Raw genomic sequence first — 21006 nt, 5'->3', positions numbered from 1 at the left:
ATGCCACACGCACGCAAGCACTGCACCCACTCTACCCACGCGACATCGCTTTGAGAGAAGTAACGCACGCCATTAGAATCGCTTTGCACAAATGGGAATAGCCCTTTATCGTACTAAAAACGGATTTTATGCGAAGGGATGCCCGTTTGCCTTTCGACTTCGATAATCGTGAATGCCATATTGCCTAGTCTTTGGCAGGGGTGATCGCATCTATTGCACTGAGGGCGTTTAATGCTCTAGGGTAGCCCACAACAGGGATCAACGCCGTAACCACGCTAATAAGTTTGTAGCGGTCATTTCCTATGTTTAAATTGCCCCTTATGTGGGCTTTTAATTGTGGGTCCGCCCCACCCAAAGAGAGCAAATAAACAAAGGTCAGCAACTCTCTAAAGCGCAAATCTAGCCCCTCTCTAGCATAATAATCCCCAAAGCAATTTGCCGATAAAAATTGCCGTATGTGTTGCTCGTCTTTGGGGGCTTGGGCGTTGTATTGCTCGATGGCTTGCCCAAAAATCTTTTTTTGGATCGTTAGACCCCTTTGTGCCCTTTGTGCTTGGGGGATGCCCTCTTCTTGGGCTAGGTGAATGCCCTTGGCACTAAAAGCTTTATCTGTCGCCTCTAAAAAGCCCTGCACCCGCGCAAAGCCCACATAGGGGATGGCTTGGTATAAAATCTCTCTAATAGCTTGGGGTTTTAGGTGTTCTAGCACGCTTTCTAGGGCATTGGCATATGGGGGCACAGAGCCTAGAGCCACTAAGGACGCTAATAAAATTTGGCTGTATTCGGGTACGCTTAAGCCTGAAGTTTTGAAAGCCTCTTGCATGGCGAAATGGTTGAAGGTGCGAAACATTTGCGGATCGCTCTTTAAGGGGCTGTTTGCAAAGGGGTTAAAGGCACTTTTGGTGGGCTTGGCGGGCTTTAGGGAGCTTATCGCCTTGTTATACTCTACATCGCTCACCTTTTCGAGCCAATGGACATTTTCGCCGTTTTTATCCCCCGTTAGGGCTAAATGTGCTCCACCCATGCTAGGTCCTGCCCCGTGCCAATGTTTCACCCCCGGCGGGCAAGAGATGACATCGCCCTTGTGAGCTACGCTTACCTTGCCATCGGCGGTGCCCGTGTAAATCTCCCCCTCTGTTACTAAGAGCGTTTGCCCTGCGGGGTGGGTGTGCCAAGCACTCCTAGCTTTGGGGCTAAAATGCACGATACCCCCGCTAAAGTTACGCCATTTGTTTGGGCCAAATAGGATTTGGATATGCACTTTACCGCTGAATTTGTCGCTTGTGCCCTCAAAACTCTTAAAATCTACCTTTGTGTGTATCTCTTGCATGGGTTTTCCTTTATGTGTGGTGTGCGCCCCAAGTAGGGCAAATGAAAACAGTAAAGAAGGGAGAATTTTAGGCATTTTTGACCTCTATAGTCTTGATGATTTTAGCCGGGTTGCCCCCCACGATGACATTAGGGGGGACATCTTTAGTAACCACCGCCCCAGCCGCGACAATGGAGTTTTCTCCGATCGTAACCCCGGGGCAAATGGTGGCGTTGATGCAAATCCACACCCGATCTTTTATGACAATGGGCTTACAAAAGGTCGTGCGCCTATTGTAGGGATTGAAGTCGTGGTTGATTGTGGTTAAACACACTTTGGGAGCGATGAAAACATGATCACCTATCTCAATCCCTCCCCTATCCATAAAACTACAAGCCGAGTTCATAAAAAAATGCTTGCCAAAGTTGATATTGCGCCCAAAATCCACATAGAAAGGGGGTAAAATCGTGTTGGTGGCATCAAAGGGCTTGCCTGTAAGCTCGGTCATTAAAGCCCGTATTTCTTCAGGGCTTAACTCTTGAGTGTTGAGTTTGTGGATAAGCCTTTGGGCGTTTGTGATCACGCTGTAAAGTTTGTGAAACTCGGGGTCGTCCATACTCACCATCTCCCCGCTTAAATCCCGCTCAAAAATGTCTTTCATGCAAGCCCCTTAATCCACTCTTGGTAAGCTTGGGTTTGGGCTTTTAAGGCGGTGTCGCTCAAGTTGCCGGTGTTATAGGTGAGAAAGGGCTTGGCGTACTTAGTGCCGATGAAGTGGCTAATCGCCCTAAAGGGGGTTAGGACACTCTCTAAGCTAAATTTGCCTTGAAAATCCCCCTCGCGTGCGCCCATACTGATGGCTAAACTAAAACCCTTGCCCTCTAGTGCCTTGCCCTTAGAGCCGTAGGCAAAACCATAGGTCAGCACATCATCAAAGTATTTTTTCAAAAGGGACGGACAAGAATACCAAAACATGGGGAATTGCAAAACAATGTGCTTAGCTTTGACTAATTTATCCTGCTCGCACGCCACATTGATTTTAAAATCGGGGTAGAGGGCGTATAGATCATTCACCTCCACGCTTGTAGAGCTTAGAGCTTCTTTTAAGGCTTTATTCACTCGTGATTGGGCTAAGTCGGGGTGGGCTACAACAACTAAAACAGACATGTGTTCTCCTTAAAGTGTTTTTGTGTTTAGATTATAAAACCTAACACCTAGTGTTTGTCAAGGGGTGGAGGGCAAATTTTTAAGACTTACTAGAAGGGTGAAAATCCTTTTTTAAACCAAAGATTAATATAGTAAGGATTTTATCCATAAAAATAGACTAAAATGTGAGCTTTTACAAATTTCAAGGCGGGTTACGATGACAAAAGGGAACAAAGAGGACTTGATGTGGAGCTTAAGCCTCTATGGTACGGCCATTGGGGCTGGGGTGCTGTTTTTGCCCATCAATGCGGGGCTAGGGGGGTTGATCCCCTTGATTGTCATGTTGGTGCTCGCCTTTCCCTTAACTTTTCTAACCCACCGCGCCCTGTGCCGTTTTGTGCTAGAAGGCTCGGACAAGAGCGATGACATCACCGTGGTCGGGCAGAATTATTTTGGTAAATTCGGGGGCGTGTTGCTCACTCTGTTGTATTTCTTTGCGATTTTCCCCATTTTGCTGGTCTATAGCGTGGGGATCACAAACAACATTGAGAGTTTCTTGGTGAATCAATTGGGCTTGGGTGCGCCTAACCGCTTATGGCTCTCTTTTTTGGTGGTGGGGGTTTTAATGTTTGTGGTGAGCTTTGGCGAGGAGGTGGTGATCAAAACCATGTCCGCCATTGTCTTTCCTTTCATCGCCGTGCTGGTTTTTAGCGCCCTGTGGCTCATCCCCAAATGGAACAACGCGCTTTTTGAAAACATCCATTTGAGTGGGGTTGGGGGCGAGAGTTTAGGGGTGGTCATGCTTTTGATCTTGCCCACGATGGTGTTTGCCTTCAACCACTCGCCCATCATCTCCTCACTCGCCGTGCATTGTAAGCAAACCTATGGGCAGGAGGCGGACAAAAAGGCTTCGACCATCATCGCTAGGAGCAATGTTTTGATGATTGTAACGGTGATGTTCTTTGTCTTTTCGTGTGCGATGTGTTTAAGCCCTGCGGAGTTTAAAGAGGCCAAAGCGCAAAACCTACCCATTTTGTCCTATTTGGCTAACCATTTTGAAGACATGAAAACCTTTGCCCTAGTCGCGCCCATCGTTGCCTTTGTGGCGATGGGCAAATCCTTTTTCGGGCATTATTTGGGCGTGCGCGAGGGCTTGAACCGCCTTTTATTTTACGCCACTAAGCAAAAAATCTCCCCCACCAGAGCCAATAAAATCACCGCCCTCATCATCTTCTTAGTGGCGTGGCTTGTGGCGTATGAAAACCCCAGCGTGTTAGAAATCATCGAGAGCATTGGTGGCCCTATTTTAGCCATCATCCTCTACTTAATGCCCCTTTATGCCATCTACAAATTCCCCCAACTACACAAATACAAAAACCCATGGCAAAACCTCTTCATCTTATGCTTTGGCCTCGTCACCATCTCCACCGCCATTTACAGGTTGTTTTAGGGAGTTTGGGGCTGTGGGGTTCTTGCGCTCCATTATTTGTATGTGCTAAAAACTGCCCTTGCCGCAAAAGCTCTAAACTCTACCTTGCGTTTGACATTAGTTGTAATCGGGGGGCGTATAAATCGCTGATCGCTACGCTTGTGGGCTCTAGGGCAGCTTTAAGGGCTTGATTTACCCGTGATTGGGTGCTTAAATTAGGGTGGGCTAAGATGACTAGGACAGACATGATTAATCCTTTACATGGAGATTTTTTTGGAAAAATTGCGTGATTTTGTCAAAGGGGATGAGATTAGCGCGGTCGTATAAATCCACAGCCCGGTCCCCTTGACATAGTAAAGCTCTTTGGGCTGGGCGGCTTTGGCGTAGGCTTTTTGGCTAAACTCCCTAGAGTGTGCCTTACGCCTGTGATGAATTAAAATGGGACGGGGCGAAATGCTGTCTAAGTCCTCAAAAGGGTAGAAGTTGATGAACTTGACATCGCTAGAGAACATAGGCATGGTGTCTAGTTTGGGGTCTTGCCCCTGTGGGGTGTATGCACCCCTCTTTGTGCGGTAAAAGTCGTAAAATTCTTTGGCAATGGGGCTTGAATTTTTATCAATCTTGGTGGGCGTGCCCACCACATAGCGAGTGATTTTATGCGTGCTAAACTCTTTGTAGCGCTCATTAGCCGCCTCTTTTAAAAACGCCTTGAGCTGTGCTTTGCTAGTGGAATTTTGCACCCCATGTCTGGTGGCATCGCCCATGTCGTACATGCTCACCGTGGTGATGGCTTTAATGCGTGGGTCGATTTTTGCGGCCGCCAAAGCAAAGCCCCCACTCGCACACAACCCCACAACCCCGATTTTCTCTCTATCGATAAATTTTCTCGTGCCTAGATAATCTACGGCTGCACTGAAGTCCTCCACATACATGTCGGGCAACACAGCGTGGCGGGGCGTGCCTGCACTCTGCCCCCAAAAACTCAAATCAAAGCTTAGGGTAACAAAGCCCCTCTCGGCTAACTTCGTGGCGTAAAGCTGGCTTGCTTGTTCTTTCAGAGCCCCCATGGGGTGGCCTACAATCAAGGCGGGGTATTTTTTGCCCTGTTGCATTGCCTTGGGGGTGAATAATTTCGCCGCCACTTCTAAGCCGTATTGGTTTTTAAAATGCACCTCTTGGATATGCACCTTGGGACTCACATAAAAATTGTCCCCTTGTATGTGGCTTGGGGCGCGGCTCGTGCTTACAAAGGGCTGGGCTTGCATGCCCAAAGTGAAAGCTGAGACTAGGATCAAAGATCGCAAAAACACACTAACTCCTTAAAATTTTTAGGTGCTACATTATAAAACCCAACACCTAGTGTTTGTCAAGTTTTTAACCGCGCCCCATGCAAACAAAAGGCGTCAAGGGCTAGCACCATTGCTTAAACGCAAAATGGGGGGCGCGGGTTAGTGGGTGCGGGCTTGCTAGCCCTTGAGACAAAATAATTTAAAGCCTTGTAACCCCCCATTTTAAGAGCTAAACGACTTTTTCATGTCAATGACATGGCGAAATTGGGCATTAGAGTGGGTGAGATCGTAATACACTCTGTCAATATCTTTGCCTGTAACCAGCTCAATTTCGGGGTAAATGTTGTGCAAAACAGAAAAGTCTAGCATTTCTTGGGTTTCTTTAATCCCTCCAATGAGTGAGCCATAGACTTTTTTATTGGCATGCCACACAAAGTTAGAGGCGCTGAGGGTGATGGGTTTGTCTCTTGGAGGCAAGCCCACAATGGCAAATTCACCCCCATAGGCGAGCACATTTAAATAATCTGCCATGTTGTAGGGGGTGGGGATGGTGGAGATGATGAGATCTAAATTTGCCCCCTTTGCGTCTTTGACATCGCTGTAATAGTATTTTGCCCCCATTTTCAACGCCATTTCTCTTTTGGCTTCACTGCGCCCGATCACGCTCACTTCAGCCCCCATTGCCAAGGCGTATTTCAAGCCCATATGCCCCAGCCCGCCAAAGCCAGCAATGCCCACTTTTGAGCCTTCTTTAACACTGGAGAATTTTAAAGGGGAGTAGGTGGTGATGCCCGCACAGAGCAGGGGGGCGACTTTTTCTAGGGGCGCATCGTGGGGGACACGGATGATGTAGTCTTCATCCACCACAATACAATTAGAATACCCTCCCATGTGGGGCTCGTCATTGTGAAAATAGTCCTTGCAATCGTAGGTGAACACCGCTTTTTTGCAAAATTGTTCGTGGTGATCACTGCAAGGGACGCACTCTTTACAAGAATTGACAAAACAACCCACACCCACTTTATCCCCCACTTTAAATTTGCGTGCCTGTGCGCCCACTTCCTTAACCACACCCGCAATTTCATGACCGGGGATCATAGGGTAGATGCCGTCATGCCATTCGCTGTAGGCAGAGTGGATGTCGCTGTGGCAAATCCCGCATGTTTGTCAAGGGGTGGTCTTTAGGTATACCTTAGTCAACGGGGCTTTGAGGATTCAAGTAGGGTTTTTGTGAATGGTTATGGGCTTTAAACGGCTTTCACTAGGGCTTCATTGTATTTAGCACCCTAACAAATCCTAGGCAACAGCTCGCCCTCAAGGATGTCTAGGGGGCGTTTGGAGCCCCAAGGGGTTTTTAAAAACACCCCTTTTTGGCTAATAACCCTCCCGATAATGCACGCTTCCTTTGCCCCCCCCTCTTGTAAAAGGGCACAAATTTTAGATGCATCACAAGCCTCCACACTTAGCACACAAACCCCCTCATTTGCCAAGACATAGGGCTCTAGCCCCAAAATTTCACACACCCCCCTAACACCCTCTAAAATGGGGATTTTATCCTCATCCACTTCTATCCCCACCTTAGAACTTTGCGCCCACTCGTGCAACACAGAGGCTAGCCCCCCCCTTGTTGCGTCCCTTAAAGCGTGGATCTTGCACCCACTTTTAAACACGGGCTCGAGCAAAGGGAATAATTGCTGGCAATCGCTAGCCAAAGGCGTGTCTAATTGGATCTCCGCTCTTTTAGAAAAGAGCAAAGCCCCATGCGTGCCAATAGCCCCGCTCACAATAATCACCTGCCCCTCTCTTAAATTTTTGGCACTCAAATTCGGGTAGAGCACAGAGCCCACAGCGGTCGTGTTGATAAAAATTTTATCCGCACAGCCCTTAGGCACAACCTTAGTATCTAATGAGAGCAATTTAAGCCCCCCCAAGCGCAGTTGTTCTTGCATGGAGCTTAGGATTTGTTGCAACAACTCCACTTCCAGTCCCTCTTCTAAAATAAAACCCACGCTCAAATACTTAGGGTGCGCCCCACCCATAGCAACATCGTTTGCGCTCCCACACACGCACAGCTTGCCTATATCGCCCCCCTCAAAAATGAGCGGATCGATCACAAAACTATCCGTGCTAAGAGCCAAAGCCCCCCTAGCCTCAAACACCCCCGCATCCTCGCCTCGTGCGGCTAAAAACTCTTGCAAATAGGGCATAAAAACTTTCTCTATGAGAACTTGTGCCTCCTTGCCCCCATTGCCCCCACTCAAACTAACAACTTGCATGCGACCCCTTTAATGAATTTGCCACAAAATGGACTTGCCCTAAGGCTAAAGCTCCGTCTGTGGGCGGTAAAATTTCAGGCAAGAAAAACACCCTATCTTTAAAAATCTCTTGGATAGTGTCGCCCAACAAGCGGTTTAAAAACACCCCCCCACCCAAGAGCAAAGGTAGATTATAGCGCACGGACAAACCTAGGGCTATGTGGGCTAGGGTGTTGTGGAATTTTTTCGCCGCTAGAGCGTGGTTTTCGCTTAAAATATCGCGCTCCATTGCCTTTAACATGGGGGCGATTAAAATGTCTTCTTGGATTTCAAAGGGGTAGAACTCATCTGTGGGGTGTGTGGTGGCTAGGCTTTCTAATTGCATAGCACTTTGGGCTTCATAGGTGTTGATGGTGCCTACACTACAAAAGCCCGCCACAGCGTCAAAAAGCCGCCCCACAGAGGTGCTGGGGATTGTGGCGATCCGCTTAGAAATGATGGTGGCAAGGTTCTTAGCCATTGTGGATTCGCACAAAAGGGGGGCGAAGGCTAGGTGGTGTTGGTAAGCCAAAGCGTAGCCTAGGCTGTGCGCATCTTTTAATAAACTTGTGGAGCTGGGATAAAAGGTGGTTTCTAGGCTGTGTAAGTGTTCTGTTTTAAAAAAACCCTTTTGGTAGGTGGCTAAAAAGACCTCTCCGCCCCAAATGCTCTTTTCATAAGAGAGCCCTGCCCCATCGCAAATGAAGGCGAGCACAGATTGCCCGTCCTTAAAGGTGTGTGTTAAACCCCACTCGGCAAGCAAGGCGTGTAAGTGGGCGGTGTGGTGTTGCACTTCTTGTGTGGGTGCATTTTGCTCTTTGCCTACTTGGCTAGAGAGATAGCCCGGGTGCAAGTCCAGCCCGACCACTTTAGGCACGCCATAGAGTTTTGTGTAAAAACTTAAATCCTCTTTGTAACGCTCAAGGCTTGCCATGCTCTTAAAACCCCCAAGTTCGGGCGTAACCAAGCACCCCTCTTTCAACCAACATAAATTTGTCTTGTTATGCCCGCCCATACCCAGAATATTTTCAGGTGCGCTTAAAGGCAGGTGCAAAGGCGCAAAGCCCCGTGCCAAGCGCACAAGGCGCATTTTGCCTGCCACAAGGCGCACAACACTATCATCGATGCCATGCATTATGGGGCGGTCGTGGTTTAAAACGCAAATGTGGGGGAATTTGGCTTGCAAGTCTTTTAAATTAGTGATGATAGGCTCGCTCTTTAAGTTTGCGCTGGTAAAGACAATCGCCCCCACTTCTTGCACGATCAAAAAATGTAATGCTGTGTAGGGCAAGAGCACGCCTAAAGTGTTGAGGTTGGGGGCTAGGTGGTCGTATTCTTGCGTCTTTTTAAGGGCAAGCACAATGGGGGCTTCTTTGGAGCTTAGGGCTGTTAGCTCAAGTTGGCTTAAATGCACGCATTTTAACGCCTCTTGGAGGCTAGGCACCATTAAGGCTAAAGGTTTAAAGGGGCGGGCTTTGAGTGTGCGGATTTGTTCTATGGCTTCTTTGTTGGTGGCTAGAGCCGTGAGCGCAAAGCCCCCCACGCCCTTAATTGCCACAACCACGCCCGCTTTTAGGGCATCTATGGCTTCTTGCAAAGCATTTTGGCGCTCTATGCCTTGGGGGCTGAGAAAGTGTAAGGCGATGGGGCACTTGGGGCAACTCATCGTTTGGGCAAAAAAACGGCGGCTCGTGGGGTCGTTGTAATCTTTAGCGCAATCCTCGCAGAGTTGGAAGTCTTTCATAGAAGTGTGGGGGCGATCGTAGGGTAGGCTCTCTAGCAAACTAAAGCGCGGACCACAATGCGCACAAGCGGTAAAAGGGTAGTTGTAAAAACGGCTTGTGGGATCTTGGGTGTCTTTGAGGCAACTTTCACAAATGGCTAAATCTGGGGGCAAGCTGTCCTTAAGGCTTAAATCCACGCCACAGCTTGGGGCGATGTAAAAGGGTGTGTCTAGAGTAGCGGTGGGCTCTTGGGTGATGGCGGTGATTTGGGCTTCTTGGGGTTTATTGTCTAGTTCTTTTAAAAACGCCTCTAAATGCGCTTTCTCTAGCACCACTTCCACCTGCCCGCCCACATTGCAGACATAGCCCTTTGTGCCGAGTTTATGGGCTAGGTTGTAGATGAAGGGACGAAAACCCACACCCTGCACCCGCCCACTAATGCGTAGTTTAACCAAAATGCCCTAGTAAAGTTGCATGGTGGCGCAGTGCAAACTCCCCTTTTGGCGGATGAGCACCGAACAATCCACGCCCACAACCTCTGTCTCTATGTAACTTCTCAAGAGCTTTAAGACTTTGTCATCGGCTGGGTCTTGGTAAGTGGGGACGAACAACACTCTTTGCCCATTGTTATTCACCCACAGAAAATTCGCATAAGTGGCAGGCAGACGCACGCCTTGGTAAAATTTGGGGCTTGGCAGGGGCAGGGGCAAGAGTTTATATCTCTTTCCATCAACATTTCTAAAACGGCGTAATTGCTTATCCATGTTTTTTAAATTGTTGTAGTGGGGATCGCTTCGGTTTTCACAATACACATAAGCGATGGTATTAGGGTCTAAAAAGCGCGCTAGGGTGTCGATGTGTCCGTCTGTATCGTCCCCGGCTAAGGGTTGCACCTCTAGCCATAAAATTTGTTGCGCCCCAAGTTCTCGTTTTAAGACCCCAGCGATTTGGGCTTGGTCTAAATTAGGGTTGCGCTCAGGGTTTAGTAGGCAGGAAGTGGTGGTTAAAATACTCCCCGCTCCATCGCTCTCCACGCTCCCCCCCTCCAGGACAAAATTTACAGAGCGCAAAGAGTGCTTTAACAGCCCCTTTTGCATGAGCTTGGAGGTGATGGTGTTGTCTAGGTTGGCTTGGTATTTGCCCCCCCACGCATTGAAGATAAAATCCAAATAAAGGGCGATGCCATTGGTTTCCACGCACAGCGGACCAAAATCGCGCGTCCAAGTGTCGTTGCTGTCAACCAAGGCGATATGCACTTGGCTAAGTTTGGCTAGGCTATCTTGGCTCTTGGTATCGTTGGGATGCACGCAGACAATCATTTCTTGGTAATGGCTCAAGGCGCGGATAATGTTGTAAAAGCAGTCTTGCGCCTCGTTTAAATATGCCCCCCAATCGGTGGCAGTGTGTGGGTATGCCATTAAAACGGCGCTTTGTTCCTCCCACTCAGCCTTTAATCTCTTCATAGTGTCCCTTTAGTATAATGGCTTGCTATTATAGCGCACAAGGGGGTGTTATGTTGCTTGGCATTGAAAGCAGTTGCGATGACAGCTCGCTAGCACTCATGGATTTACAAACCGCCAAATTGCTTTGGCACTCTAAGATTTCTCAAGAGAGCGCACATAGTCCCTATGGGGGCGTTGTGCCCGAGCTTGCCTCTAGGTTGCACGCTGTCAATCTCCCCCTTTTGGCTAAAAGGGCTAAAGAGTTTCTAGGCGGCTTTAGTGCCCTTAAAGCCATTGCCATCACCACTTGCCCGGGACTAAGTGTTACCCTTTTAGAAGGGTTAATACTCGCAAAAACCTTAGCTTTGGGCTTAAAAATCCCCTTAATTTCCATAGACCACTTACAAGCCCATATTTACTCGCTTTTCATTGACAAGCCCGTTATCCTTCCTTTGAGCGTATTGCTTGTGTCTGGCGGGCATACTTTGATTATAGAAGTGCATGACGCGCAGAACATGCAAATTGTGGCACAAAGCCTAGATGACAGCCTAGGCGAAAGTTTTGACAAGGTGTCTAAAATGCTAGGGCTTGGCTATCCTGGCGGTCCCATAGTAGAAACTCTAGCTAGAGATTGCCCCCCCCAAGAAAAGCTAAACTTCACCTTACCGCTCAAAGACCACAAGGGGCTAGCCTTTAGCTTTTCAGGGCTTAAAAATGCCGTGCGCTTGGCTATTTTAAAAGAGAGAGAAAAGGGGGTTTTAAGCGAGAGTTTTAAAACCCGCTTGTGTGCGGGGTTTCAAGAAACAGCCACCGTCCACTTAGTGCAGAATTTGCGCCGTTACTTTGCAAACAGCCCCATTAAAACTTTGGGTTTAGTGGGGGGAGTGAGCGCAAATGCTTATGTGAGAGAGTGCATCAACGCTCTATGTGGGGAGTTGGGCTTAGATTTGTTATTAGCCCCCCTAGAGTTTTGTAGCGACAATGCGGCGATGGTCGCAAGGGCGGGGGTGGAGTTGTATCGGTGTGAAGACTTTACCCCTTTGCATAGCCTAGACATTAGCCCACACACCCGTTTACCTTTTGTAGGCTAATTTTATTTGCTATGATAGAGATCGCATTACTATTTTATTCGATGCAAGGAGCATAGGTGTTTAAGAGTTTGCAAACCCGGGCTTTAATCTACCTAGTGATTTTGTTGAGTCTTTTTGCACTTTTGGTGTTTATGTTGATCCAAAGAGATTATGCCAACTTAGCAGAAACTCAGGGTAAGTCTGTGGCTAAAAGCATCAACGCTTCGATCATCAACACCATTGTGCAAGCCATCGCAGTGGGAACAACCAAAGCCATTTATAAAGCCATAGACGATAGCAATAAGCTACCGGGTGTTAAAATGAAGTTTTACCCCGGACAAGACGACATTAAGCTATTTGGTTTGAATACAAAGTTTACCAACGATCCGCGTATCCGCAACTACTTTAACAACCCCAAGACCCCGCAAAAGGTCTTGGTAGAGGGGCATGGCAACAATCGGCATGTCTTGGTTCTACAGCCCTTAGTGGGCGATGCCGCTTGTGTGAAATGCCACACCAACAACAAACCCGGGGACATGATCGGGGTGATGGAGGTCAAACTCTCTTTAAAAGAAACCTACAGCAATGCTAATGCTTTTAGTATCAAAACCCTCTCGTGGATGATGGGGATTTCTATCGTGATCATTGCTTTGCTCTTATTTGTGGTGCAAAGAAATGTGATCCGTCCTTTAAGCCGCCTAGAAAACACGGCTAAGGATTTAGTGTCCTCACAAGAGGCAGATTTAACCCGCCGTTTGAACATCACCGGTAGCGATGAAATTGCAGCGGTTTCAGGACATGTAGACCGATTCATCGCCAAAATCGCTGGGATCATTACAATCGGTAAGGGCATTGTGGAGAAAAACAACCAAGTGGGACAAGCTCTAAAAGAATCCACGGATAGACTAAAAGAAGCGGGGCGCAAGGAATTAGACTCGGTCGAAAACCTAAAGCACATTAACCAAGAAGCTGGAGAAAGTTTGCAGTCGGCACAAAACAATCTCAGTGAAACGATCGCTAATTTGGATGCCACCGACACCATTTTAAACGAGTTCATCACAAAAATCCAAAACTCCGTCGATTCGATTTTGCTGTCCGTGCAAATCCAACAAGAGATCGCCACAGATTCGATCGAGCTGGTCAAACACGCCGCCGAAATTAAAAATATCTTGTCTATCATTGACAGCATCGCAAATCAAACGAATTTGCTTGCCCTAAACGCTGCCATTGAAGCAGCTAGGGCGGGTGAACATGGGCGCGGCTTTGCGGTGGTCGCCGATGAAGTGCGCAACCTCGCCGAGAAAACGCAAAAATCTTTGGGTGAGATCACGGCAATGGTGAATATGGTGACCCAAAGCATTGAGAACATGGGCGAGCGGGTGCAAAATGGAGCGACGCAGTCGCAAGAAGTGTCTGAAAAAACCTCTCTGCTCATCACAGATGCGCAAAATGCCAAGGACAATTTGAGCCAAACCAAAGTGAAGTCCCAAAACACCGTGGAGCAGAATAAGGTCGTGGTGGCAAAAATGGAAGAATTAAACCAAGTCATCAACGAGTTCATCCAAATCTTTGCTGGGGTTAAAGAAGTGCGCAATAATTTAGAGAGCCACAGCACCCAAATTGTGGAGAAAAACCAAGAACTAGACATAGAGTTTAAGAAATTCAAGGTCTAGAGTGCGCTGTTTTAGCTGTGGGGCGTTCAGTTTCAAGCTTCTTTGCAAGCGCTGCTACGCCGAGCTAGCCCCACTCCTAGAAAACTATAGACTAGAAAATACCCCCATTTACAGCTTTTACGCCTACGATGAGATAGAGTTTTTACTAAAAAGCAAGTATAGCCTCATAGGCAGCCGTCTTTTGTCCCTCTTGGCATTGAGGGCGCAAAACTTGCTAAAACCTCTCTTACAACAGCCCCTTTATGCCCTGCCCATTGACGATCACATCAAGCGGGGTTACTCCCACACCGCTGCCATCACCCACGCACTTTGCAAAAACAGCTCCTGCAAACCTGTTTATAATAAATTATGCGCCACAAAAAACATCACCTACGCCGGGCAGAGTTTGGAATTTCGGCAAAAAAACCCTAAGGGCTTTGTCTTTAAGGGCGATCCTAATTTAGCTTACTTTTTGGTGGACGATGTGCTCACCACAGGCACAACCCTACGCCAAGCAATCCAAACCCTACGCCAAGTGGGGGCAAAGGTGGCGTTCGCCCTTGTGCTCGCAAAGGCTTAGGCTTCTACTTGGGGCTTTCTAGGCAAGTTGTAGCGGCGGCGTTTCTCCCAAAGGGATTTGCGGCTGATGCCTAGGCGTTTGGCTAGCTCGGTGTCGGTGTAAGACGCACTGAATTGCTGGATGGCACTTTTCTCGTAGTCTTGGATGGAGAGCAAATTGAAGGACAAGGTAGGCTGGCTGCTCTCTAAAGAGAGCAAATTCGCGTAGTCTAAACTCTCTTGCCCCACAAAGCTCACAATGGCGTTGTGGGCTTCAAGAGTGCTTAAAAACCTCTCTCTCTCCTTTAAACTCAACACTTCCAAATGCGTGAAGTAGGCGATGCAAGAGCGCTCGGAGTGTTTAGAACACTTGGGCTGCTTTGGCAGATCCTCTAGGTTTTTTAAGGAGAAAAACTCCAAGTAAAAGTCGTGCAAGCGGGCGTAGTTTAACACGAACATGTCCGCCCCAATCTGTGCATGGCTTTGTAAGATCAAGGGGAAACTGTGATCGGCGTGCACATCCACCTCGCAATTTTGGGCACTAAAATCTAAATATTTTTCATACATGCTCGCCCGCTCGATCGCCTTTTGGTAAGAGCGGTGGTAGGTGATTTTCCTTAAGAGTTCCTCCATTTTAAAGGGCTTTAAAATGTAGTCTTTGGCCCCCGCTTTTAGGGGGCGATTGACCCCATCCTCGCTCACAAAAGAGGACATGATGATGATGATCGCTCTAGCGTTCTTGCGCACAAAGAGTTCACACCGATCCACGCACGCCTTAGAAGAGAGCAAGATCACATCGTAATCCTCTTTAAAGTGATGGAAAATGCTCGTGGCGCTTTGGCATTGATAGCCCGCACTGCTCAAGGTGGAGTAAATGCTTTGGGCTAAATGGACCTCATCCTCAATGATTAAAACACTGCCGACTTTATTCATGGATCACCCATAGGGCACGGGTCTGCACCAACGCCTGCACGCCCACGCCCTCCTTTCTGCCGATAAAGCCCAGCCCCTCAAAGGTGGTGGCTTTTAAATTAATATTTTCTACTCGCATGCCTAGCAATTCTGCCAAATTTCGTTTAATCAACGCCCTATAGGGAGCGATTTTAGGCATGTCGGCAAAAAGGGTCAAATCTACCCTTTCTACAAAATGCCCCACACTTTGCACGAGTTGATGGATTTCTTGTAACATCTGTGCCGAATCCTTATTTTTGAAACTAGGGTCTTTGTCGCTGTAATACATCCCAATGTCTCCCCCATTAATCGCCCCAAGCAGGGCATCTATGAGCGCATGCAAGAGCACATCTCCATCGCTGTGCGCCTTAAACCCACAATCCACACAATCACTAGGCGCAATCACAATCCCGCCCAGCTTCATGATCTTGCCCCCCTCAAAGCCGTGCACATCAAAGCCTAGTCCGGTGTGGGTGGTGGTGCTGGTGTGGTGAGCGGGCAGGTCGTGGGCGTGGGTGAGCTTGTCTAGTGTGGGGCTGCCCTCAATGTAGGTGACATGCGCACCTAGACTTAAAATGGCACTGCTCTCATCGGTAAATTCCCCCGCCTTGTAGGCTTGTTTTAACACAGAAGTGCGGCAAATTTGGGGGGTCTGCACCCTTAAAGCGCGCTTGCGATCCAAGGCTTGGTAGGGGGGGGTGGCGGTGGGGTTGTAATAAACCATCGTATCCGTGCAGCTTAACGCCGGGGCGACACAATCTAGTCCGCCTTGCATGCGCTCTAAGAGCCGCTCTAGCACCTCAAAGTCCACTTGGTAGCGGGCAATGTCGCTTATCACCACCAAGGGGGTTTGCACGCGCTCTAGGGCGATTTGCACCGACTCTTGGCGGCTCGCCCCGCCCACGAGCACGCGTAAATTTGTGCCGCATAAAAGCTGTTCTAAATAGACCTGCTCCAAGCGGTTAGACACCAAGATAAAAATCTGCGCAAATAGCCCTAAATGGTTAAAATCTTCATAGACCTTTTGCACTAGAGGCACGCCGTTTAAACGCCAAAATTGCTTTTTAATGTGGGGGAAATTGGGCAAATGGGGAGTAAAGCGACTGCTAGCCCCTGCGGCAGCTAAAACGAGCGAAAGATCCTGGCGTGGCTGCAAATAGCCCCTTTAGGTGAATTTTACCCCCACCCACTGACTCCAAGCTAAACCAAAAAACGAAAAGCGGATCTTAGTATTTTCTAGCTTAAAGGGGTGTTAGGGCAGATTTTAAGCCTACATTTACACGCTTGTGTTAGTGTGGTACTTTTAGCAAAGGAGAAGTATGCCAAGAGATTACCTAGACAAGCGCACAGATCGCATTAAGACCCAACTGCATTACGCCAAAAAAGGCATCATCACCGAAGAGATGGCCTACATTGCAAATATTGAAGAAATCAGCCCTGAGCTGGTGCGTAAAGAAGTGGCTAGGGGGCGGCTCATCATCCCCGCCAACATACAACATAGGAATTTAGAGCCCATGGGCATTGGCATTGCGCTCAAGACCAAAATTAATGCCAACATTGGCAGTTCGGCAATCGTCCACTCCGCCCAAGGGGAAGTGGAAAAACTGCAAATTGCCATTAAATACGGGGCGGACACGGTGATGGATTTGTCCACGGGTGGGGATTTGGATATGATTAGAAAGGAAATCATCGCCGCCTCAAGCGTGCCTATTGGCACCGTGCCCATGTACCAAATCTTGCACGATGTGAATAACGATGTGATGAAACTAGATATTGACACCATGCTAGCCGTGCTAGAAAAACAAGCCAAACAAGGGGTGAGTTACTTCACCATCCACTGCGGGTTTTTGCTCGAGCATATGCCCTTTGTGAGCCGCCGTAAAATGGGGATTGTAAGCCGTGGAGGGAGTTTGATGGCCTCTTGGATGATGCATTATCACAAACAAAACCCCTTTTATACAGCCTTTGACGACATTTTGGCGATTTGCCAAGAATACGATGTGAGTTTAAGTTTAGGCGATTCACTGCGTCCGGGCTGTTTAGCCGATGCCAGCGACACGGCGCAATTTGCCGAGCTAAAAGTTTTGGGCGAGTTAGCCCAAAGAGCCTATGAAAAAGATGTACAGGTGATGATTGAGGGTCCAGGTCATGTGCCCCTAAATCAAATCGAGCGCAATGTCAAACTGCAAAAAGAATTGTGTAACGAGGCCCCCTTTTATGTGCTAGGACCCTTGGTTACCGACATTGCGGCCGGCTACGATCACATCGCCAGTGCGATCGGGGCGTGTTTGGCAGCCTACAAGGGCGTGGCGATGCTCTGCTATGTAACGCCTAAAGAGCACTTAGGGCTACCTAATGCTAAAGATGTAAGAGAGGGGATACTCGCCTATAAAATCGCCGCACATGCCGCTGACATTGCTAGGGGGCGGATCAATGCTAGAGTTAGGGATGACTTGATGAGCGATGCGCGGTATGCCTTTGAGTGGAACAAACAATTCGAATTAGCCCTTGATCCCGATCGGGCTAGAGAATACCACGATGAAGCCCTGCCCCAAGAGGTCTTTAAAGAAGCGGAGTTTTGCTCCATGTGCGGGCCTAAGTTTTGCAGCTACAAGGTGAGCCAAGACATTTTCAAAAATTACAAGGGGGCTTAGGGCTGTTTGTCCTTAGTGGAGCGGAGGTAGTAGTAAATCGCTTTGATCTCATCGGGGGTGAGATTGTAGCGGGGCATGATGGATTTAGCCCGCTCTAGGGCGTTTGCAAAGTCCACGACACTGGCAAAGTTGTTGATGGGGGGGGCTTTAAAAATGCGCTCTTGGTTGGTGGCGGTGTAGCGGGTGATGACCTTCCCCTGCCCGCTGATCCCGTGGCACTTCACACAGCTGATGTTTCTAGGGTTGTTGTAAAGTTCCTTGCCGTACTCTAAAATGGTGATGAAACTGCCGTCTTTGGGCTTGTCTGCACCAAAAAGACCCACGAGCAAAACGCCGATCAAAAGCACACTTTGTTTAAGCAAGCCGTTTCTTTCAATAATTTTTGATTATAATAGCGTAAAAATTCAAGTAAGTTAGGTGATGGTTTTACTAGATGGCTACGCACTAGCACGTTTAAAGGAAGAGGCTTTGCGCCATGAGGTGCGGACTCTGCAAGAAACCCGGCATATTTGCCCTAAGCTCGTGGTGGTGTTGGTCGGCACAGACGACGCCAGCGTGCTGTATGTCCATATGAAAGCCAAAGCCTGCGCACGGGTGGGGATAGATTGCGTACTAGAAACCCTGCCCGAGCAAACCCCCCAAGCAGAATTATTAAACTTGTTAGAGCGTTACAACCACGATACTAGCGTGCATGGGATTTTGGTGCAACTGCCTCTACCTAAACATGTAGACACGAGGCGGGTGATCGAGGCGATCGCCCCGCATAAGGATGTGGATGGCTTCCACCCGCTCAATGTGGGACGGGTTTACTCCAACAGCCTATACACGGGCTTTTTACCTGCCACCGCGATGGGGGTGATGCAGCTTTTAGAGCATTACAAAATCGAAGTCAAGGGTAAAGATGTGGCGATTGTGGGGGCGAGCAACATCATCGGCAAGCCCTTAGCATCCTTAATGCTAAATGCCGGGGCGACGATTAGTTTATGCCACATTTTGACGAAAGACATTAGCCTTTACACCAAAAACGCCGACATTGTGTGTATTGGCGTGGGACAGCCCAAGCTCTTAAAAGCGCACATGGTCAAAGAGGGAGCGGTGGTCGTAGATATAGGCATTAATAAAGTAAAGGGCAAGGTCATAGGCGATGCGGACTTTGAGGGGCTTAAAAGCAAAGTGAGTTTTATCACCCCTGTGCCTAAAGGTGTAGGACCGATGACAATTGTTTGTTTGTTGCAAAACACTTTGTACGCCGCTAAGGGCTGTGCTTAAACTTTAAATAAGGGGTTTTATGGGTTTCTTTCAAGCGTTGCGCCGTTTTGTGATGAGCTGGACGGGGACAATCATTTTAGTGCTGTTAGCGATTTTCTTTGTGGCGCAAGCCTTCATCATCCCCTCGCGCTCCATGGTCGGCACACTCTACGAGGGGGATATGCTCTTTGTAAAAAAATTCAGTTACGGCATCCCCATTCCAAGATTGCCATGGCTTGACATTCCTTTGGTGCCCGATTTTAAGCACAACGGGCATTTAATCGAGGGCAAACGCCCGCAAAGGGGCGAGGTGGTGGTGTTCATCCCTCCCACAAATAAGGGCTACTATGTTAAACGGCTTTTTGCCACCGGGGGCGATGAGGTCATTTTTAAACAAGATGGCTTTTACTTGCACCCTAAAGAAAGCAACACCGATCCTAATTACATTTCTAAGCACTTTGCCAAGCATAAGGTGCAACAATTCTTGGGTAAGGACTTTGTCTTTGCGCCCTATGAGGACAAGCATTTAGGCATTTTTTACAGCAAACACAACCAAACCTACCCCATCATGCTCGCCCTTGCCAGCCACCAGCTGCAAAGCCAAATGGGCGTGAGCATGGAGCTCATAGACCTAGATGGCGAAAACGCCTTTTACTCTAAAATCGCTCCCGATCATTACTTTATGATAGGCGATAACCGCGATGATAGCAGCGACTCGCGCTTTTGGGGGAGTGTGCCCTACAGCCACATTGTGGGCACGCCGTGGTTCATTTACTTTAGTTTAAATTTATCTAATAGCATAGAGGCGGGGCAAAAACCTAAAGACAAATTCACCGTGCGCTGGCAACGGATGTTTAAAAGCGTGGAGGGGCTAGAGGCACAAATGACAGAAAGACACCATTTACCCACACGGGAGGACTGAATGCATGTGATCTTGGGTTGCGACCATGCGGGGTTAAACTTGTGCGCCTTTTTAGAGCAGCGGCTCAAAAGCAGCCACAGCCTAGAGATATATCAGCCAAAGGCAGGCGAGCGGGTGGATTACCCCGATTACGCCCATTTAGTGGTGCAAGTTCTGCTAGACAAGAAAGACGCCAGGGGCATTTTGGTGTGTGGGAGCGGGATTGGCATGAACATTGCGGCCAATCGCTTTAAGGGCATCCGTGCGGCTCTATGTAGCGATGCCTACATGGCTAAAATGGCGCGGTTGCATAACGACGCCAATGTTTTATGTCTAGGGCAAAATGTCGTGGGCTTTGGGGTGGCGTTAGATATAGTGGAGGTTTTTTTAAAGACGGAATTTGAAGGCGGGCGGCACAGCACCCGCTTAGAAAAAATCGAGGGTTTAAAGTGTTAGCGCAATGGATGGTCATCACCCTTGTGGTGTTGTTTGTGGCCTACATGGCGGTACGGACTTTCTTTTACCGCTCGGTGGCTAAACGCCAAGAAAAATACTCGGCTTCTATGAAACTCACCTTGCAAGAGGCGGAGGTGCTGATCCAAAAGCACCAATTGCAGCTCCAGCGCTCTTTGGGCAACATTGACATTTTAACCCATGAAATGAATGCCCTAAAAGATGAAGTTAAGGTTTTAAAACAGCGCAACGCCCAATACCGCCTAGAAACCGACAAATACAAAGCCCGCATCCGCGAATTAGAACAAAAAATCGAAGCCCTATTGTGAGGAACTATGTTTAGCCAAAAATTAAAAGCCCAATTAAAGGAAGCCATAAGGGAGGTGCCAAACCACCCCAAGCCCGGGGTGCTCTTTAAAGACATCACCCCCTTAATCAACCACCCCATGCTCTTTGGCACGCTCATAGATGCACTTAAGGATCGCTATAAATTGCATGGCGTGGATTTTGTTGTGGGGATTGAGGCAAGGGGGTTTATTTTGGGCGCAGCTTTAGCTTACGCTTTGCAAGCGGGCTTTGTGCCTATCCGCAAACAGGGCAAACTGCCCTACCAAACCCTAAGCGCATCCTACGAGCTGGAGTATGGCACGGACACCATAGAAATCCACGCCGATGCCTTTAGGGAACTCAACGATGCGCATGTTGTGCTGATCGACGATTTGATCGCCACGGGGGGCACGGCTTTAGCGAGCTTAGAGCTTTTGGAGCAAATGCAAGCGCATTGCGTGGAGGCGTGTTTTTTGATCTCGTTAAATGAGTTTGGGGGCTTGGAGAAAGTCGCTGAGAGAGTGAGTACCTTTAGTGTGTTGGAGTACGACAAATAGGC

21 protein-coding genes and 2 pseudogenes are annotated in these 21006 nt (G+C 48.4%); 10 read left to right on the top strand and 13 right to left on the bottom strand.

Features of this window, described 5'->3' with window-relative positions; all coding sequences use genetic code 11:
• From QSJ47_RS02800 to QSJ47_RS02785, 4 genes and pseudogenes are all read right to left on the bottom strand, one after another.
• Positions 1–179, bottom strand: a pseudogene (locus tag QSJ47_RS02800) (MerR family transcriptional regulator); the annotation flags it as partial.
• A gap of 5 nt (positions 180–184) precedes the next feature.
• Entirely contained in the window at positions 185–1330 is a 1146-nt protein-coding gene (locus QSJ47_RS02795) for a cupin domain-containing carboxymuconolactone decarboxylase family protein (RefSeq protein ID WP_285602351.1), read from the bottom strand.
• Between the two features lie 67 nt (positions 1331–1397).
• Positions 1398–1970, bottom strand: coding sequence for a sugar O-acetyltransferase (locus QSJ47_RS02790; RefSeq protein ID WP_285602350.1), 573 nt, complete (start codon positions 1968–1970; stop codon positions 1398–1400).
• Positions 1967–2476, bottom strand: a complete 510-nt coding sequence (locus tag QSJ47_RS02785) for an NAD(P)H-dependent oxidoreductase (protein WP_285602349.1) — start codon at positions 2474–2476, stop codon at positions 1967–1969. The genes QSJ47_RS02790 and QSJ47_RS02785 overlap by 4 nt, the downstream gene beginning before the upstream one ends.
• A 196-nt stretch (positions 2477–2672) precedes the next feature.
• Between QSJ47_RS02785 and QSJ47_RS02780 the strand changes: the two genes are divergently transcribed.
• Positions 2673–3905 carry an aromatic amino acid transport family protein gene (locus QSJ47_RS02780; RefSeq protein WP_285602348.1) on the top strand — a complete coding sequence of 411 codons (1233 nt, stop codon included), beginning with the start codon at positions 2673–2675 and terminating at the stop codon, positions 3903–3905.
• A gap of 79 nt (positions 3906–3984) precedes the next feature.
• Here the strand turns inward: QSJ47_RS02780 and QSJ47_RS02775 are convergent, their stop codons facing one another.
• The 6 genes and pseudogenes from QSJ47_RS02775 to QSJ47_RS02750 form a co-directional block, all read right to left on the bottom strand.
• Positions 3985–4131 carry an NAD(P)H-dependent oxidoreductase gene (locus QSJ47_RS02775; protein ID WP_221272175.1) on the bottom strand — a complete coding sequence of 49 codons (147 nt, stop codon included), beginning with the start codon at positions 4129–4131 and terminating at the stop codon, positions 3985–3987.
• 10 nt (positions 4132–4141) lie between these two features.
• Positions 4142–5194 carry an alpha/beta hydrolase gene (locus QSJ47_RS02770; RefSeq protein WP_285602347.1) on the bottom strand — a complete coding sequence of 351 codons (1053 nt, stop codon included), beginning with the start codon at positions 5192–5194 and terminating at the stop codon, positions 4142–4144.
• 201 nt (positions 5195–5395) lie between these two features.
• Positions 5396–6331: pseudogene (locus QSJ47_RS02765) on the bottom strand (NAD(P)-dependent alcohol dehydrogenase); the annotation flags it as partial.
• A 128-nt stretch (positions 6332–6459) separates the two neighbouring features.
• Positions 6460–7449: a hydrogenase expression/formation protein HypE gene (gene hypE, locus QSJ47_RS02760; RefSeq protein WP_221272173.1), complete on the bottom strand. Its 990-nt coding sequence runs from the start codon at positions 7447–7449 to the stop codon at positions 6460–6462.
• The gene (gene hypF, locus QSJ47_RS02755; RefSeq protein ID WP_285602346.1) at positions 7436–9646 is read right to left on the bottom strand and encodes a carbamoyltransferase HypF; all 2211 of its coding nucleotides are present in this window, start codon (positions 9644–9646) and stop codon (positions 7436–7438) included. Before hypF ends, hypE begins: the two co-directional genes overlap by 14 nt.
• 6 nt (positions 9647–9652) lie before the next feature.
• The gene (locus tag QSJ47_RS02750; RefSeq protein ID WP_221272172.1) at positions 9653–10654 is read right to left on the bottom strand and encodes an agmatine deiminase family protein; all 1002 of its coding nucleotides are present in this window, start codon (positions 10652–10654) and stop codon (positions 9653–9655) included.
• A 50-nt stretch (positions 10655–10704) separates the two neighbouring features.
• Here QSJ47_RS02750 and tsaD point away from each other — a divergent pair, with 50 nt between their 5' ends.
• From tsaD to QSJ47_RS02735, 3 genes are read left to right on the top strand one after another with little or no spacing between them, the layout of a single operon-like run.
• The gene (tsaD, locus tag QSJ47_RS02745; protein ID WP_285602345.1) at positions 10705–11724 is read left to right on the top strand and encodes a tRNA (adenosine(37)-N6)-threonylcarbamoyltransferase complex transferase subunit TsaD; all 1020 of its coding nucleotides are present in this window, start codon (positions 10705–10707) and stop codon (positions 11722–11724) included.
• Positions 11725–11780: 56 nt separating this feature from the next.
• The gene (locus QSJ47_RS02740; RefSeq protein WP_285602344.1) at positions 11781–13376 is read left to right on the top strand and encodes a methyl-accepting chemotaxis protein; all 1596 of its coding nucleotides are present in this window, start codon (positions 11781–11783) and stop codon (positions 13374–13376) included.
• A gap of 1 nt (position 13377) precedes the next feature.
• Positions 13378–13935, top strand: a complete 558-nt coding sequence (locus tag QSJ47_RS02735; protein ID WP_285602343.1) for a ComF family protein — start codon at positions 13378–13380, stop codon at positions 13933–13935.
• On the opposite strand, the gene QSJ47_RS02730 is transcribed toward QSJ47_RS02735, so the two are convergent.
• Positions 13932–14846, bottom strand: a complete 915-nt coding sequence (locus QSJ47_RS02730) for a response regulator transcription factor (protein WP_285602342.1) — start codon at positions 14844–14846, stop codon at positions 13932–13934. The genes QSJ47_RS02735 and QSJ47_RS02730 overlap by 4 nt on opposite strands.
• A complete protein-coding gene (ispF, locus tag QSJ47_RS02725) occupies positions 14839–16020 on the bottom strand; it encodes a 2-C-methyl-D-erythritol 2,4-cyclodiphosphate synthase (protein WP_285602341.1) in 1182 nt (393 codons plus the stop codon). The genes QSJ47_RS02730 and ispF overlap by 8 nt, the downstream gene beginning before the upstream one ends.
• Positions 16021–16183: 163 nt before the next feature.
• Here ispF and thiC point away from each other — a divergent pair, with 163 nt between their 5' ends.
• Positions 16184–17518, top strand: a complete 1335-nt coding sequence (gene thiC, locus QSJ47_RS02720; protein WP_285602340.1) for a phosphomethylpyrimidine synthase ThiC — start codon at positions 16184–16186, stop codon at positions 17516–17518.
• Here thiC and QSJ47_RS02715 read toward each other — a convergent pair.
• Entirely contained in the window at positions 17515–17880 is a 366-nt protein-coding gene (locus tag QSJ47_RS02715) for a c-type cytochrome (protein ID WP_285602339.1), read from the bottom strand. The two genes, thiC and QSJ47_RS02715, sit on opposite strands and share 4 nt — an antisense overlap.
• Positions 17881–17938: 58 nt before the next feature.
• Between QSJ47_RS02715 and folD the strand changes: the two genes are divergently transcribed.
• From folD to QSJ47_RS02690, 5 genes are read left to right on the top strand one after another with little or no spacing between them, the layout of a single operon-like run.
• A complete protein-coding gene (folD, locus tag QSJ47_RS02710; RefSeq protein ID WP_285602338.1) occupies positions 17939–18787 on the top strand; it encodes a bifunctional methylenetetrahydrofolate dehydrogenase/methenyltetrahydrofolate cyclohydrolase FolD in 849 nt (282 codons plus the stop codon).
• Between the two features lie 19 nt (positions 18788–18806).
• The gene (gene lepB, locus QSJ47_RS02705) at positions 18807–19688 is read left to right on the top strand and encodes a signal peptidase I (protein ID WP_285602337.1); all 882 of its coding nucleotides are present in this window, start codon (positions 18807–18809) and stop codon (positions 19686–19688) included.
• Positions 19689–20123: a ribose 5-phosphate isomerase B gene (gene rpiB / locus QSJ47_RS02700; RefSeq protein WP_285602336.1), complete on the top strand. Its 435-nt coding sequence runs from the start codon at positions 19689–19691 to the stop codon at positions 20121–20123. It begins immediately after the preceding gene.
• Entirely contained in the window at positions 20117–20449 is a 333-nt protein-coding gene (locus QSJ47_RS02695; RefSeq protein WP_082346437.1) for a coiled-coil domain-containing protein, read from the top strand. The genes rpiB and QSJ47_RS02695 overlap by 7 nt, the downstream gene beginning before the upstream one ends.
• Before the next feature lie 6 nt (positions 20450–20455).
• Complete coding sequence (locus QSJ47_RS02690; protein WP_221272162.1) at positions 20456–21004, top strand: adenine phosphoribosyltransferase; 549 nt, start codon at positions 20456–20458, stop codon at positions 21002–21004.
• Positions 21005–21006 lie beyond the last annotated feature (2 nt).

It is taken from the genome of Helicobacter sp. NHP22-001, from assembly GCF_030270165.1.
In the GTDB taxonomy this organism is placed as follows: Bacteria; Campylobacterota; Campylobacteria; order Campylobacterales; family Helicobacteraceae; genus Helicobacter; species Helicobacter gastrofelis.
Note: the sequence above shows the minus strand (reverse complement) of the source record. Positions and strands in the feature narration are given on the sequence as shown.